At 62.8% G+C, this 15,440-nt stretch carries 12 protein-coding genes and 1 pseudogene; 10 read left to right on the forward strand and 3 right to left on the reverse strand.

Going from position 1 to position 15,440, the window contains the following annotated elements; all coding sequences use genetic code 11:
* Positions 1–4: 4 nt before the first annotated feature.
* Both speA and FIV35_RS01905 read left to right on the forward strand, forming a co-directional pair.
* Positions 5–1,918, forward strand: coding sequence for an arginine decarboxylase (gene speA / locus FIV35_RS01900; RefSeq protein ID WP_034136712.1), 1,914 nt, complete (start codon positions 5–7; stop codon positions 1,916–1,918).
* A gap of 76 nt (positions 1,919–1,994) precedes the next feature.
* Positions 1,995–2,192 carry a hypothetical protein gene (locus tag FIV35_RS01905; RefSeq protein WP_034136713.1) on the forward strand — a complete coding sequence of 66 codons (198 nt, stop codon included), beginning with the start codon at positions 1,995–1,997 and terminating at the stop codon, positions 2,190–2,192.
* Positions 2,193–2,498: 306 nt separating this feature from the next.
* Here the strand turns inward: FIV35_RS01905 and FIV35_RS01910 are convergent, their stop codons facing one another.
* Positions 2,499–2,930 carry a hypothetical protein gene (locus FIV35_RS01910; RefSeq protein ID WP_034136714.1) on the reverse strand — a complete coding sequence of 144 codons (432 nt, stop codon included), beginning with the start codon at positions 2,928–2,930 and terminating at the stop codon, positions 2,499–2,501.
* Positions 2,931–3,024: 94 nt separating this feature from the next.
* The gene (locus tag FIV35_RS01915; RefSeq protein WP_034136715.1) at positions 3,025–4,374 is read right to left on the reverse strand and encodes an MATE family efflux transporter; all 1,350 of its coding nucleotides are present in this window, start codon (positions 4,372–4,374) and stop codon (positions 3,025–3,027) included.
* Positions 4,375–4,581: 207 nt separating this feature from the next.
* Between FIV35_RS01915 and FIV35_RS01920 the strand changes: the two genes are divergently transcribed.
* Positions 4,582–9,483 (forward strand): alpha-2-macroglobulin family protein, encoded by a 4,902-nt coding sequence (locus FIV35_RS01920; protein WP_034136716.1) that lies wholly within the window; start codon positions 4,582–4,584, stop codon positions 9,481–9,483.
* Positions 9,484–9,620: 137 nt separating this feature from the next.
* On the opposite strand, the gene FIV35_RS01925 is transcribed toward FIV35_RS01920, so the two are convergent.
* Positions 9,621–9,914, reverse strand: a complete 294-nt coding sequence (locus FIV35_RS01925; RefSeq protein WP_034095695.1) for a hypothetical protein — start codon at positions 9,912–9,914, stop codon at positions 9,621–9,623.
* 108 nt (positions 9,915–10,022) lie between these two features.
* On the opposite strand from FIV35_RS01925, the gene pbpC reads away from it, so the two are divergent.
* The 7 genes and pseudogenes from pbpC to FIV35_RS01960 all read left to right on the forward strand — a co-directional run bounded on the left by pbpC (position 10,023) and on the right by FIV35_RS01960 (position 15,431).
* The gene (gene pbpC, locus FIV35_RS01930) at positions 10,023–12,365 is read left to right on the forward strand and encodes a peptidoglycan glycosyltransferase PbpC (protein WP_052198900.1); all 2,343 of its coding nucleotides are present in this window, start codon (positions 10,023–10,025) and stop codon (positions 12,363–12,365) included.
* Between the two features lie 123 nt (positions 12,366–12,488).
* Entirely contained in the window at positions 12,489–12,677 is a 189-nt protein-coding gene (locus FIV35_RS29525) for a hypothetical protein (RefSeq protein WP_162276703.1), read from the forward strand.
* Positions 12,678–12,782: 105 nt separating this feature from the next.
* Positions 12,783–12,989, forward strand: a pseudogene (locus tag FIV35_RS01940) (hypothetical protein); the annotation flags it as partial.
* A gap of 161 nt (positions 12,990–13,150) precedes the next feature.
* Complete coding sequence (locus tag FIV35_RS01945) at positions 13,151–13,459, forward strand: MazG-like family protein (RefSeq protein ID WP_034136718.1); 309 nt, start codon at positions 13,151–13,153, stop codon at positions 13,457–13,459.
* On the forward strand, positions 13,452–14,201 hold the full coding sequence (locus FIV35_RS01950; RefSeq protein WP_034136719.1) for a methyltransferase: 750 nt from the start codon (positions 13,452–13,454) through the stop codon (positions 14,199–14,201). Before FIV35_RS01945 ends, FIV35_RS01950 begins: the two co-directional genes overlap by 8 nt.
* Before the next feature lie 24 nt (positions 14,202–14,225).
* Positions 14,226–14,828: a DUF4136 domain-containing protein gene (locus FIV35_RS01955; protein WP_034111600.1), complete on the forward strand. Its 603-nt coding sequence runs from the start codon at positions 14,226–14,228 to the stop codon at positions 14,826–14,828.
* Positions 14,829–14,873: 45 nt separating this feature from the next.
* A complete protein-coding gene (locus FIV35_RS01960; protein ID WP_034136720.1) occupies positions 14,874–15,431 on the forward strand; it encodes a DUF4136 domain-containing protein in 558 nt (185 codons plus the stop codon).
* Positions 15,432–15,440 lie beyond the last annotated feature (9 nt).

The following is a 15,440-nucleotide window of genomic DNA, read 5'->3' on the forward strand; positions in this document are numbered from 1 at the left end:
TTCGATGTCCGTACGACGCACACGCAAAGACGATGGCAGCCAATGGACCGTTGCGGACAGCCGCAGTGTTTATGGGATCCGCCATTGGGGGGCCGGGTATTTCGCGATCAATGACGCCGGTCGCGTTGAAGTTCGTCCAAACGGCCCGAACAGCACGCCCGTCGACCTTTACGAGCAAGTCGACGAACTGCGCAAAAGCGGTCTGTCGCTGCCGCTGCTGGTGCGCTTCCCCGACATCTTGCAAGACCGCGTGCGCCAACTGACCGGTGCTTTCGATTCCAACATCGAACGCCTGGAGTACCAGAGTAAGTACACCGCGCTGTACCCGATCAAGGTGAACCAGCAGGAAGCGGTGATCGAGAACATCATCGCCACCCAGAACGTTTCCATTGGCCTCGAAGCCGGCTCCAAGCCCGAGCTGCTGGCCGTGCTGGCGTTGGCACCAAAGGGCGGCACCATCGTTTGCAACGGTTACAAGGACCGTGAGTTCATCCGTCTGGCGCTGATGGGCCAGAAGCTGGGCCACAACGTGTTTATCGTGATCGAAAAAGAATCCGAAGTCGGCCTGGTGATCGAAGAGGCCGCGAGCCTCAAGGTCAAGCCTCAGGTGGGCTTGCGCGTGCGCTTGTCGTCCTTGGCGTCGAGCAAGTGGGCGGACACCGGTGGCGAGAAATCCAAGTTCGGTTTGTCGGCCGCGCAGTTGCTGTCGGTGGTCGAGCGCTTCCGCGCCGCAGGCCTGGATCAGGGCATTCGTCTGCTGCACTTCCACATGGGCTCGCAGATCGCCAACCTGGCGGACTACCAGCACGGCTTCAAAGAGGCCATTCGTTATTACGGCGAACTGCGTAACCTCGGCCTGCCAGTGGATCACATCGATGTCGGCGGTGGCCTGGGCGTGGACTACGACGGTACCCACTCGCGCAATGCCAGCTCCATCAACTACGACATGGACGACTACGCCGGCGTGGTGGTGGGCATGCTCAAGGAGTTCTGCGACGCGCAGAGCCTGCCGCATCCGAACATTTTCTCCGAAAGCGGCCGTTCGCTGACCGCCCACCACGCCATGCTGGTGGTGCAGGTGACCGACGTCGAGAAACACAACGACGAAATCCCGCTGATCGAGAACAAGGAAAGCCTGCCGGAAACCGTGCAATGGCTGGTGGACCTGCTCGGCCCGACCGACATCGAAATGGTCACCGAAACCTACTGGCGCGCTACCCACTATATGAGCGACGTGGCTGCCCAGTACGCCGACGGCAAGCTGACCCTTTCGGAAAAAGCCCTGGCCGAACAGTGCTACTTCGCCGTGTGCCGTCGCCTGCATAACTCGCTGAAAGCCCGCCAGCGCTCGCACCGCCAAGTACTGGACGAACTCAACGACAAACTAGCCGACAAGTACATCTGCAACTTCTCGGTCTTCCAGAGCCTGCCGGACACCTGGGCCATCGGCCAAGTGCTGCCGATCCTGCCGCTGCACCGTCTCGACGAAGAGCCGCTGCGCCGTGCAGTGCTGCAGGACCTGACCTGCGACTCCGACGGCAAGATCAAGCAATACGTCGACGAGCAGAGCATCGAAACCAGCCTGCCGGTACACGCCCTGAAGGAAGGCGAGGACTACCTGCTGGGTATCTTCCTGGTCGGCGCCTACCAGGAAATTCTCGGCGACATGCACAACCTGTTTGGCGACACCGACTCGGTGAACATCTACCAGCGTGAAGACGGCTCGGTGTACAGCGCCGGGATCGAAACCCACGACACCATCGAAGACATGCTGCGCTACGTGCACTTGTCGCCGGAAGAGTTGATGACGCACTACCGTGACAAGTGCGCCAGCGCGAAGATCAGCGCGTCGGAGCGTACCCAGTTCCTGGATGCGTTGCGTCTGGGGCTGACGCGTTCGTCCTACTTGTCTTCCTGATACCGTCTTGAGCGACGCACGGTGTTTTCCGTGCGTCGTATCGGCGGGCGCTTCAGTGCACTTTCAGGCACACACTGTGGCCGCATTGAGCGGTGTTGAACTCGAGGCTAAGTCGGTCAATTCTGTCAACGTTACCGTTTCTACGGTGCACCATGACGACTCGGTCATCAATGGGCAGCTCAACTCGACCTTCTGGCGCAAGTTGGTGAACATCGGCTTCTTGGGTGACTATCAGATTGAACTCGGTGCTGTTTTCACCTCCAGCATGCCCTGAACATTGGCCGGCCCTTGCCCATTAGTGCAGCCAGCAGTGGTTGCGAGTGTGCAAGCGGCGGCCATCCACAGTGCTTTCGTGATGTTCATATCCGACTCTCCTTGAATGTATGGGATGGGGATTACCCATGACCATTCAACGCCCGAAGTGTCGATTTGTAACCTGTCAGAATTAACAGGTTGGGTGGTTTCTAATACGTGGATGGGTTACAGCTGCGACGCTTGCAGAACTTCGATACCGGTATCTCTACTCAGTTGAATAGCGGCTGTTACCACCTTCAGGCTCAGCAGCTTGTTAAGTTGTTGCCTACTGGACAATCAGGCAATAGCTAGCTTTTTTGCACGCTCCACTTTGTGGGGTCAACGTGACGAACTTGATGGCAGCATCCTTGGTGGCGGGTGTCAGGCTGATAACCCCTTGGTTCAAGTCCAGGCTCAGTTTCTGTTCCGGATCTTTATCGGAGCTTAAATCGGAACTTTTTTGTTTTGACGGTAACGTCTGCTGCTTCATTTTTGCCTGAGTTAAGTAAATCGGGAAATTGCTGTTGTTCCAGACCTCAACCGAGGAAAGTGAAAGCTCGACGGAGGGGCCTGCACCTACAGCGGGCGCTTGGACGGGGGGGATAAATATTTGCCCTGACGGCGCACTCTCAGGGTTGCTTTCTGCGTCTGCCATGACGGGGTGCGTCCAGATGGCGATTAGTGCGATAGCAATGCCGAAGGGAGGATTGATGCTCATGAGAGTCGTCCTTGTTCGTATTGAAACGTAGTTGCCCAAATCGGGTGTTCGCTCCAATTCAACCCCCATATTGAACCTTTGTAACCTGTGAAAACTAACAGGTCGGATCGCCAAACCATTGGTTCTTTTTGCCCAAGCGCCACGCGATAACCCACAAGGTGAAACTGCGCAGCGCCATAAACAGCAGGAAGCTGATCCACAACCCGTGATTGCCCAGCCCCTGCAAGACCCACGCGAACGGCAGCACGATCAATACCGTCAACAACATCCCATCGCGCATTTCCCGCGCCCGCGTGGCACCGATAAACAGCCCATCCAGCAGATAACTCCACACCGCAATCAAGGGCAGTACCGCCAGGTAAGGCAGGTAGGTGTCGGCGGTTTCGCGCACGCTGGGGATATCGGTCTGCATGGCGATAAACAGATGGCCGGCGACGGTGAACAACAATGCAAATCCAAGGCTGGCGATCAGTGACCAGCCACCGGCCACTACCAGCGAGCGGCGCAAGGTTTGCCGGTCCCGTGCGCCGATGGCGTGACCGCACAGTGCCTCCACCGCGTGGGCCAGGCCGTCCAGGGCGTGGGCGGTCAGCAGTAGGCCGTTGAGCAGCAGCGCATTGGCCGCCACGGTGGCGTCGCCCAGGCGCGCGCCTTGCACCGTGATCATGAAAAACACCGACTGCAACGCCAGGCTGCGGATAAAAATGTCGCGGTTGACCGCCATCAACGGGCGCCAGCTCTGCCAGCGCTTGAGGGCCGCCCAGGCGATATGCCCGGGGTAGGCGCGTAGGGCTTTTTGCGTGAGGGCCAGGCCAAGCAAGGCACCGGTCCACTCGGCGATGACCGAGGCGCGTGCCGACCCCGCCACGCCCCACTCCAGGCCAAGCACGAACCAAAGGTTCAGGGCGATATTGACCAAGTTGGTGGTCAGCAGAATCGCCAGCGGCGCGCGGGCGTTCTGCGTGCCGAGGAACCAGCCAACCAGCGCATAGCTGGCCAGTGCAGCGGGCAGGCCGAACAGGCGGGTGTGGAAAAAATCCCGGGTCAGTTGACTCAGTTGCGCGGACGGCTGCATCCATTCCAGTGCCATATGGCTCAGGGGGATGCCCACCGTGCCCAGCAATATGGCCAGCCCAAGCGCCAGCAGCAAGCCTTGCAGCAGGATCTGTCGCAGCGCCGCGCCATCCTTGCGCCCGGCGGCCTGAGCGGCGAAACCGGTTGAGCCCATGCGCAGAAAACCCATGGCCCAGGCCAGAAAGGTGTACAGGCTGGCACCCACGGCCACCGCGCCCAATTGGTGGGCATGCGGCAAATGGCCGATCACCATGCTGTCGACCAGGGCAACCAACGGCACCGAGATGTTCGACAGAATCATCGGCGCAGCCAGGGCCCATACGCGGCGGTGGGTGGGGCGGTCGCGCCAGTCGGTCAGTAAGGTGGACATGCAGGCTCCTTGGGGGAACGACATTGTAACCATCCATTAGCCATGCAGCAGAGCCAATGTGGGAGGTGGCTGTGGGATTTGGCTGGGGGTTTCAAACGGCTGCGAACCAACCCACCCTCCGTCGGTCAATGTGACCAGCACCACATCGGCCCCGCTCGGGCTGATATATAGTTCACACCCCCGGTTCCCTCTGACAACGAGTGCCCCATGCTTAACAAAGGATTGTTCCTGGCCTGCGCCCTGGCCCTGCTGAGCGCCTGCGATTCTTCCGATAAACCCACTGCGCCCACCGCACCCGTAGCGACCACCAGCACCGCCCCCAAGCCGATCAAAGCGGCGGTGGATGTGGCGGCGCTCAAGCAGCGCTACGCCGGGCGTGAATTAAGCGTGGTAGACGTGTCCGAGGTGCAGTTGGACGGTGCCAGCACGCTATCGGTGAGCTTCTCCATTCCCCTGGACCCGGAGCAGAAGTTTGCCGACAAGCTGCACCTGGTCGACAGTAAGTCCGGCAAGGTCGACGGCGCCTGGGAACTCTCCGATAACCTGATGGAATTGCGCCTGCGTCACCTCGAGCCGCAGCGCAAACTGGTGCTCACCGTCGACGCCGGGCTCAAGGCCGTCAACGATAATAAACTCGCCGCCGAGTACATCGCCCGCCTGGAAACCCGCGACCTGCAAGCCACCGTCGGCTTCGCCAGTCGTGGCACCCTGCTGCCGACGCGCCTGGCCGAGGGCCTGCCGGTGATCGCGCTGAACGTCGACAAAATCGACGTCGAATTCTTCCGCATCAAGCCCGAGTCCCTGCCGTCGTTCCTGGCGCAGTGGGGGCGCAATACCAGCCTGCAAAGTTACGAGTCCCGCGAGTTGCTGCCCATGGCCGATCTGGTCTACGGCGGGCGTTTCGATTTGAACCCTGCGCGCAATACCCGCGAAACCCTGCTGCTGCCGATCGCTGGCCTCAAGCAATTGCAGCAACCGGGCGTATACCTGGCGGTGATGCGTGCGTCGGGCACTTATAACTATTCCCAACCGGCCACGCTGTTCACCCTGAGTGATATTGGCCTGTCGGTGCACCGCTACAGCAATCGCCTCGACGTTTTTACCCAGGCCCTGGAAGGCGGCAAAGCCCTGGATGACGTGGACCTGGAAGTGCTGGACGGCGATGGCCGCGTGCTGGCCGAGGGCAAGACCGAAAAGGGCGGCCACGCGCAGTTGGCGCTGCCGAAAAAAGCCCAGGTGTTGTTGGCCAAACAGGGTGAGCAGACCAGCCTGTTGCGCCTGGATAGCGCCGCGCTGGACCTGGCCGAATTCGACATCGGCGGCCAGCCGTCCCACCCCTTGCAGTTCTTTGTGTTCGGCCCGCGCGACCTGTATCGCCCAGGGGAAACCGTGCTGCTCAACGCCTTGCTGCGAGACAAGGACGGCAACACGGTCAAGCCGCAGCCGGTGAGCGTCGAAGTGCGTCGTCCGGATGAACAGGTCAGCCGCAAATTCGTGTGGGATGCCGACGCGTCCGGCCTCTATCAATACGCCCTGCAATTGGCCGGCGAAGCGCCGGCCGGGCGCTGGCAACTGGTGTTCGACCTGGGCGACGGCAAGCCGCAGTTGTACGAATTCCTCGTTGAAGACTTCCTGCCCGAACGCTTGGCCCTGGAACTCAAGGGCAGCGACACGCCGTTGAGCCCGGCGGACAGCCCGCAAATCCAGCTCACGGGGCGCTACCTCTACGGCGCGCCTGCCTCGGGTAACCGGGTGAGCGGCCAGGTTTATGTGCGGCCGTTGCGCGAGGCGGTCAAGTCGCTGCCGGGCTACGAGTTCGGTTCCGTCACCGAGGAGGACCTGAGCCAGGATTTCGAGATCGACGAAAACGTGCTCGACGCCAAGGGCCAGGAGGTCCTGAGCCTGGAGAGCAAGTGGGCCGAGGCCAAGTCGCCGCTGCAACTGATCGTGCAGGCCAGCCTGCATGAGTCGGGCGGGCGGCCGATCACACGGCGCCTGGTGCAACCGATCTGGCCGGCCAAGCAACTGCCGGGCCTGCGCGGGCTGTTTGACGGCAAGGAAACCAATGGCGACGGCCCGGCGGAATTCGAAGTGTTGCTGGCCAATCAGGATGGCCAGAAGCTTGCCGCGCCCAACCTCAAGGTGCGCCTGGTGCGCGAGCGCCGTGACTACTACTGGAACTACTCCGACAACGACGGCTGGAGCTACCACTACAACGAAAAATTCCTCAACCTCGACGAGCAGACCCTCAACATCAAGGCCGGTGATACCGCCAAGGTCAGCTTCCAGGTGGAGTGGGGGCCGTATCGCGTGGAGGTCGAAGACCCGCAGACCGGCTTAGTGAGCAGCCTGCGTTTCTGGGCCGGTTATCAGGCCCAGGACAATACCGAAGGCGGCGCCGTGCGCCCCGACCAGGTCAAGCTGGCGCTGGACAAACCGGCCTATGGCGATGGCGACACCGCTAACGTCACGGTCACGCCGCCGGCCGCGGGCAAGGGCTACCTGCTGGTGGAATCCGCCGAAGGGCCGCTGTGGTGGCAGGAAATCGACGTGCCGGCCGAAGGCAAAAGCTTTGCCGTGAAGCTTGATCCGAAATGGTCGCGCCATGACCTGTATGTCAGCGCCCTGGTGATTCGTCCCGGCGAGCGCAAAGCCAATATCACCCCGAAACGCGCGGTGGGCCTGCTGCACTTGCCCCTGGATCGCACCCAGCGCAAGCTCGGCGTGACCCTCAGCGCTCCGGAAAAAATGCGTCCCAAGCAGCCGCTCACGGTGAAGGTCGCCGCCCGGAATGCCGATGGCAGCGTGCCTAAACAAGTGCATGTGCTGGTGGCAGCGGTGGACGTGGGCATCCTCAATATCACCGAATATCCGACGCCCGACCCGTACGCCAGCCTGTTCGGCCGTAAGGCTTATGGCGTGGATCAGTTCGACATCTACGGCCAGTTGATCGAAGCCGGTCAGGGCCGTCTGGCCAGCCTGGCGTTCGGCGGTGACGCGGCGTTGGCCAAAGGTGGCAAACGCCCCGACACCAGCCTGACCATCGTGGCGCTGCAAAGCGCGCCGGTGACGTTGAATGACAAGGGCGAGGGTGAAGTCAGCGTCAATATTCCTGACTTCAACGGCGAGTTGCGCCTGATGGCCCAGGCTTGGAGCGATGACCGCTACGGCATGGCCGAAGCCAAGACCGTAGTCGCCGCACCCCTGGTGGCCGAACTGTCGGCGCCGCGCTTCCTGGCCGGCGGCGACCAGACGAGCCTGGCGTTGGACCTGTCCAACCTGTCGGGCAAGGCGCAGAAGCTCGATGTGCAACTGAGTGCCGAAGGCCAGTTGGAACTGGTCGATGCCGGCGCGCAATCGGTCGAACTCAAGCAAGGCCAGCGCACCACGCTGCGCATCCCGGTGAAAGCCTGGGGTGGGCTGGGGCAGGGCAAGCTCAAGGTGACCGTCAATGGCCTGGACTTGCCGGGCGAACAGCTGCCGCCGTTCAGCCGCGAATGGACGTTGGGCGTGCGCCCAGCCTACCCGGCGCTGCTCAAGCATTACCGCGCGGTGCTCAAAAGCGAACCGTGGAGCTTGCCCGTTGGCACGCTGGATCAATTCGATGCCTCGGGGCGTGAAGCCTTGCTGAGCCTGTCGAGCCGGCCGCCGTTGAATCTGGGCGCGCAGATCAGTGCGCTCAAGGCCTATCCCTACGGTTGCCTGGAGCAGACCGCCAGCGGCCTGTATCCCTCGCTGTATGCCGATGACGCGTTGCTCAAGCGCCTGGGTATCAAGGGTGAGTCGGACGCCGAGCGCAAGCGCAAAATCGAACTGGGCATCGAACGCCTGCTGGGCATGCAGCGCTACAACGGCAGCTTTGGCCTGTGGGGTGCCGATGGCGAAGAGGAATATTGGCTGACCGCATACGTAACCGATTTCCTGCTGCGCGCCCGTGACCAGGGTTTTGCCGTACCGGCCGAGGCCCTGAAAAAAGCCAGCGAGCGCCTGCTGCGTTATGTGCAGGAGCGCAACCTGATCGACGTCGACTACAGCGACAACGCCGACCACACCCGCTTCGCCGTGCAGGCTTATGCCGGCATGGTCCTGGCGCGTAGCCAGCAGGCGCCGTTAGGGGCGTTGCGCAGTCTGTTCGAGCGGCGCAGCGATGCGCGCTCGGGGTTGCCGTTGGTGCAGTTGGCGATTGCCCTGCAGAAAATGGGCGACCAACCGCGTGCCGATCAAGCCTTGCTCGCCGGCCTTGCCGCACAGCGCAGTAACAAGGATTGGCTGGCCGATTACGGCAGCCCATTGCGCGATCAGGCGATGATCCTGGCGCTGCTTGAAGAAAACGACCTAGCCAAGGGCAAGCGCGAGGAGCGGCTGTTTACCTTGTCGGATCAATTGGCGGCCAGCCCGTATCTGTCGACCCAGGAGCGCAATTCGCTGTTCCTCGCCGGGCGTCTGGGGTTCGCGCAACCGGAAGCCAACTGGCAAGTGTCGCTTACCGGCAGCGGCGGGGTGCATGAGTTGAATAATCAGCAGTCGACACTGGCATTGGACGGCAAGCTGCTGTCCGCCGACCTGGCCCTGAGCAATCAGGGGCAGACGCCGGTGTACCAGCAACTGACGATCTCCGGTTACCCGCAAGTCCCACCGGCACCGGGGGGCGACAACCTGAGCATCCGCCGCGAGTACCTGGGCATGAATGGCCAGCCGTTGAACCTGCGCAACCTCAACAGCGGCGATCTGGTGCTGGTGCATGTGGCAGTCAAAGCCAAGCAACGGGTGCCGGACGCTCTGGTGGTGGATTTGCTCCCCGCAGGCCTGGAGCTGGAAAACCAGAACCTGGCACAAAGCGCCGCCAGCCTGGAAAACGCCAGCAGCCAAGTGAAGGAGTGGCGTGAGTCGATGCAGAACGCATCGCTCAAGCACCAGGAGTTCCGCGATGACCGCTACGTGGCGGCCTTGAATCTGGACAGCGATGTCACCACGCACCTGCTGTACCTGGCGCGCGCCGTAACGCCGGGCACCTATCGCGTGCCGCCGCCGCAGGTGGAGTCGATGTATCGGCCGAACTGGCAGGCGGTGGGTGAGACCCCGGCGGATCTGGTGATCAAGGGGCGCTGATTTCTCAACTCGGAATCGGCGCTAATGTGAGAGGGAGCTTGCTCCCGATGGCGGTGGGTCAGTTGCCAGGTGCGTTGACTGGAGCGCTGCTATCGGGGGCAAGCCCCCTCCCACAGGGGGCTGTGGCGTGCTTAACGTTAATGCACGACCCAACTGAGCAGCCACAGGCCGAGCATCAGCCAGATGATGCCCATGATGATCGACGCCCGCATAAAGGCGCGTACGGCCGAGTAGAGCAGCATCAGGCCGATGATCAGGGTGATGATGCTGATGATCGAAGTGTCCATGCCCAAGGTGCGGGACAGACCTTCGACGAAGTTGCTGCCGGCGTGGGTCAGGGCGCCGAACAGTCCGCTGAGGCCGTCGACGATAAAGCGGATGACGGAACCGAGCGCCTGGCCCAGCCATTCGAAGAAGCTTTCTACCTGCATATATGTGTCCTGATCAGAAGGTGGGCGGGTGTGTGCCTTTGGTTGTTATTGCAGCGGGCTAGTTCCCCACAAGCATAGAGGTTTGCCGGTTTGAGGTTTCGTTTATTCATGGCTGGATTCACTCGGCTCCCACGGTTGCTGCGCTGGTTTTTGGGTGTTGTGCTGTCAGTGATTGCGCTGCTGTGGCTGGCTGACCGCATCTGGCCCTTGCCGCTGCCTCAGGATGATTTGGCGCGGGTGGTGCTGGCCGAGGATGGCACGCCGTTATGGCGGTTTGCCGATGCCGACGGCGTGTGGCGCTATCCGGTGCAGACCAGTGAGGTGTCGCCGTATTACCTCGATGCGCTGCTCACCTATGAAGACCGCTGGTTTTATCAGCATCCGGGGGTGAACCCGCTGGCGTTGGTGCGGGCGACCTGGCAGAACCTGGCCGGGGAACGGGTGGTGTCGGGTGGCAGCACCCTGTCGATGCAGGTGGCGCGCCTGCTGGACCCGCACTCGCGCACCTTGCACGGCAAGTTGCGTCAGTTGTGGCGCACAGCCCAGTTGGAGTGGCACCTGTCCAAGGCCGAGATCCTCAACCTGTACCTCAACCGCGCGCCCTTCGGTGGCACCTTGCAGGGCGTGGCGGCGGCCAGTTGGGCGTACCTGGGCAAATCCCCGGCGCAGTTGACCCACGCCGAGGCCGCGTTGCTGGCGGTATTACCACAGGCGCCCAGCCGCCTGCGCCCGGATCGCCATCCGCAACGTGCGCAGCAGGCCCGCGATAAGGTGCTACGGCGCCTCGCCGAATTCCAGGTATGGCCGCAAACGGCGGTCGATGAAGCCCTGGAAGAACCGCTGCTGCTCGCCCCACGCCAGGAGCCCAGCCTGGCGCCGTTGCTTGCGCGACGCCTGAACCGTCCCGACAGCCCGCCGTTGATCCGCACCACCCTGGACGCCTCCTTGCAGCGCCGTCTGGAAGACCTGCTGCTGGGCTGGCGTGCGCGTCTGCCGGAGCACACCTCGGCCGCGATCCTGGTGGTAGAAGAAGAAACCATGGCGGTGCGCGCCTACTTGGGTTCGGTGGACATCAACGATGCCAGGCGCTTCGGGCATGTGGACATGGTCAGCGCCTTGCGCTCGCCGGGCTCCACCTTGAAACCCTTCCTGTACGGCATGGCGCTGGACGACGGCTTGATTCATTCCGAGTCGCTGCTGCAGGACGTGCCTCGGCGCTACGGCGATTACCGCCCGGGCAACTTTTCCATGGGCTTTACCGGTGCGGTGCCGGCGAGTACGGCGCTGTCCAGTTCCCTCAACCTGCCGGCGGTGCAGTTGCTTGAAGCCTACGGGCCCAAGCGTTTTGCCGCGCAGATGCGCATCGGCGGCGTGCCCCTGGCGCTGCCGGCGCTGGCCGAGCCGAATTTGGCGCTGATTCTGGGCGGCGCCGGCAGCCGCCTTGAGGATCTGGTGAGCGGCTACAGCGCTTTCGCCCGCGACGGCAAGAGCGCCACTCTGCGCTTTCAACCGGACGATACGGTCAGAGAGCGGCCGTTACTGTCGCCAGGGGCCGCCTGGATTGTGCGGCGCATCCTCAGCGGCCAGGCCCGGCCGGACCGCGACCCGCGCGCCGAGTTGGTCCAGCGCCCGGTGCTGGCCTGGAAAACCGGCACCAGCTACGGCTTTCGCGATGCCTGGGCGATTGGTGTGGGGCCGCGCTACTTGATCGGCATCTGGATCGGCCGCCCGGACGGCACGCCCGTGCCCGGTCAGTTCGGTCTGGCGTCGGCGGCGCCACTGATGCTGCAAGTGCACGATGTGCTGACCAACCGCGACAGCCAGCGCGGTATCAGCGCGCCGGTCAAAGCGGTGCCGGCCAATGTCGGCGTGGCGGCGATCTGTTGGCCGCTGGGCCAGCCTATGAGCCGCACCGACCCTAATTGCCGACGCCAGCGCTTTGCCTGGACTCTGGACAACACCACGCCGCCGACCTTGCAGGCATTGGATCAACCGCTCAGCGTAGGGCTGATGGAAAACGTGTGGGTCAACGCCAAAGGCTTGCGAGTGGATGCCCACTGCCCCGGCGCGCAGGCCAGGAATATCGCCCTATGGCCCGCGCCGCTGGAGCCCTGGTTGCCCAGGGCCGAACGCCGTGAAGCACGCATTCCGGCGGCCGACCCGGACTGCCCGCCACCGGCCTTGGCGGCCTCTTCACCGCTGTCGATTGTCGGCGTGCGCGAAGGCGACCAACTGCGCCTGCCGGCCGGCAGCCAGCAGGCTTTGCAGTTGAAGCTATCGGCCCTGGGCGGCAGTGGCCGGCGCTGGTGGTTCTTCAACGGCGCGCCACTGGGCGACAGTGCCAACCAGGGCAGCATCAATGCCAGTTTCGAGCGCTTGGGCCGCTATCAGCTCAGTGTGCTGGATGAGGCCGGTCAAACCGCCAGGCTTGAATTCAGCGTGGTGGATTAGGGCCTCATCGGGGGCAAGCCCCCTCCCACTTTTTGTTATGTAAATGCATTCAAATGTGGGAGGGGGCTTGCCCCCGATGGCGGCCTGAAGGCGACTCACTGCGCGGCCGGCAGCCAGCAGGCTTTGCAGCTGAAGCTATCGGCCCTGGGCGGCAGTGGCCGGCGCTGGTGGTTCCTCAACGGCGCGCCACTGGGCGACAGTGCCAACCAGGGCAGCATCAATGCCAGTTTCGAGCGCTTGGGCCGCTATCAGCTCAGTGTGCTGGATGAAGCCGGTCAAACCGCCCGGCTTGAATTCAGCGTGGTGGATTAGGGCCTCATCGGGGGCAAGCCCCCTCCCACTTTTTGATATGTAAATGCATTCAAATGTGGGAGGGGGCTTGCCCCCGATGGCGACCTGAAGGCGACTCACTGCGCGGCCGGCAGCCAGCAGGCTTTGCAGCTGAAGCTATCGGCCCTGGGCGGCAGTGGCCGGCGCTGGTGGTTCCTCAACGGCGCGCCACTGGGCGACAGTGCCAACCAGGACAGCATCAATGCCAGTTTCGAGCGCTTGGGCCGCTACCAGCTCAGTGTGCTGGATGAGGCCGGTCAAACCGCCAGGCTTGAATTCAGCGTGGTGGATTAGGGCCTCATCGGGGGCAAGCTCCCTCCCACTTTTTGTTATGTAAATGCATTCAAATGTGGGAGGGGGCTTGCCCCCGATGGCAGCCTGAAGGCCATCCCAGGTGATTCACTTGCCTTCAACGCTCATCCCCCCGAAGCTATACACCTTCAGGAGCCCGCCCCATGAACCTCGAACACCTCACCGAACGCCTGCATCGCATCCGCGATACCAACGACTGGAAACCGTTTCACAGCCCGAAAAACCTGGCCATGGCCGCCAGTGTGGAAATGGCCGAGTTGGTGGAAATCTTCCAATGGCTCACCGAAGACCAATCCCGCCAATTGCCCGCCGACAAACTCGCCCACGCCGGCCAGGAAGTCGGCGATATCGTGTTGTATCTGTTGTTGCTGTGCAGTGAGCTGGGCCTGGACATGAACGAGGTGGTGCGCGCCAAACTGGCCGATAGCGAACGGCGGTTTATCCATGAGTGACCGTCACTTCGACCAACTGGCCACGCGCTTTGCCGAAAAAATCTACGGCGGCGCCAAAGGCGCGATCCGCCTGGCGGTGTTGCAGGCCGACCTGGCCGAAGCCTTGCCGCAGCGCCCTTTGCGCGTGCTGGATATCGGTGCCGGGCTCGGGCATATGTCCCTGTGGCTGGCCGAGCGTGGGCATCAGGTGACGCTGGCCGAACCCGCCGCGCCGATGCTCGAAGGCGCTCGCCAACGCTTCGCCGAAGCCGGGCAGCACGCTACCTTCATCCACGCGCCGTGGCAGGAACTGCTCGGCCAGCTCACCGAACCCTATGACCTGGTGCTGTGCCACGCCGTGCTGGAGTGGCTGGCCGAACCCCACGCCATCCTGCCGGTGTTGCATCAGCTGACCGCGCCGGGGGGCTGGTTGTCCCTGGCGTTCTACAACCGCGATGCGCTGATCTACCGCAACCTGCTCAAAGGCCATTTCCGCAAAATGCGCAAGAACGACATGGCCGGCGAAAAGCAAAGCCTTACTCCGCAACAGCCCCTCGACCCGCGAGAGCTGGCGGCGCAACTCGAAGGGTTGTGGCAGGTCGAAAGCCAAAGTGGCGTGCGGGTGTTCCACGACTATATGCCGGTGGAGTTCCAGGCCCGCGCCGCCTTGCAGGATCTTGTCGAGATGGAGCTCGCTCATCGTCGTCACCCAAGCTTTGCCGGACTTGGGCGTTATTTGCACTGGATCTGCCGTCCGGTTTAAGCGGTTCAGTCTGCGGAGGTCGAAATGCGTCGTCTGTGCTTGATCCTGCTGTCCCTCGGGCTCGGAGCATGCTCCAGCCCCAACCCTTACGTGGCCGCTTCGGCCCCGATCCCGCCGGCGCCGCCTCAGGCCGCCACCACGTTCGATGCCAGCGCCTACCCGGCGCCGGTGCGTGACTACGGTGCTTACCGCAATTGGGCGTGGCGCAATGGCCAACTGCCGGCGGGCACCGCGTGGGCCGATTCGGCGCAGATCGCCGAAGCGGTCAGCGGGGCCCTCGACCAGCGCGGCCTGCGCCCGCTGCATGACAACCGCCCGGCGGACCTGCTGGTGAGCGCCGATGTTCGCCAGGAGAAGCGCCTGCGCCAAGTCCAGGATGATTACGGCTATGGTTACGGCGGCTATAACCGCTATGGCCCAGGCTACGGCATGTACAACAGCGTGCCAGTGGTGCGCACCTATGAAGTGCAAGTGGTGGTGGTTCGCATCAACCTGTTCGATGCCCGCAGCGGCCAGCCGGTGTGGAGCGCCAGCGCGGAAACCAGCAGCCAGGGCAGCCTCAGCGAGCGGGCCGATGCGCTGCGCCAGGCGGTACAAAAGGCCATGGCCGCGTATCCGCCGCGTTAACCGCTATTCTCATTTAACGTGTCTGCCGCTTTTTGGAGAACCACCATGTTTCGTCGTATCGCTACGCTTGCGTTTGCTGTGCTGCTGAGCGGTTGCCAGACCAGTCAAGTCAACCACGACTTCGATGCCAGCCGGGACTTCGGTGCCTACCGCAGTTGGGCTTGGAAAGACCCCGCCCTGCAATACCGCCCCGATGATCCGCGCATCAAAAGCGACCTTACCGAGCAGCGCATCCGCCAAGCCGTCGGCGAGCAACTTGACCAGCGCGGTTTGCGCCCGGCGGCTGCCGGCGCCAAGGCAGACGTGAACGTACAGGCTTACCTGATCGTCGAAGACCGCCAGCAGCAAGTCACCACCAACTACGGCGGCGCCTGGGGCGGTCCATGGAACGGCTATTGGGGCGCGCCGATGTACAACGAAACCCGCAACGTCACCTACAAAGTGGCGACCATCCAGATCGACCTGCTGGACGGCAAGGACGGCAAACTGGTGTGGCGCGGCAGCGATGAACAACTGATGAGCAGCACCCCGAACCCGCAGGACCGCAATAGCGCGATCCGCACCACGGTCACGCGCATCCTCTCCAGCTATCCGCCCCACTGATCGATCACC

The sequence above is a fragment of the Pseudomonas rhodesiae genome, from assembly GCF_007858255.1.
Classification (GTDB): domain Bacteria; phylum Pseudomonadota; class Gammaproteobacteria; order Pseudomonadales; family Pseudomonadaceae; genus Aquipseudomonas; species Aquipseudomonas rhodesiae.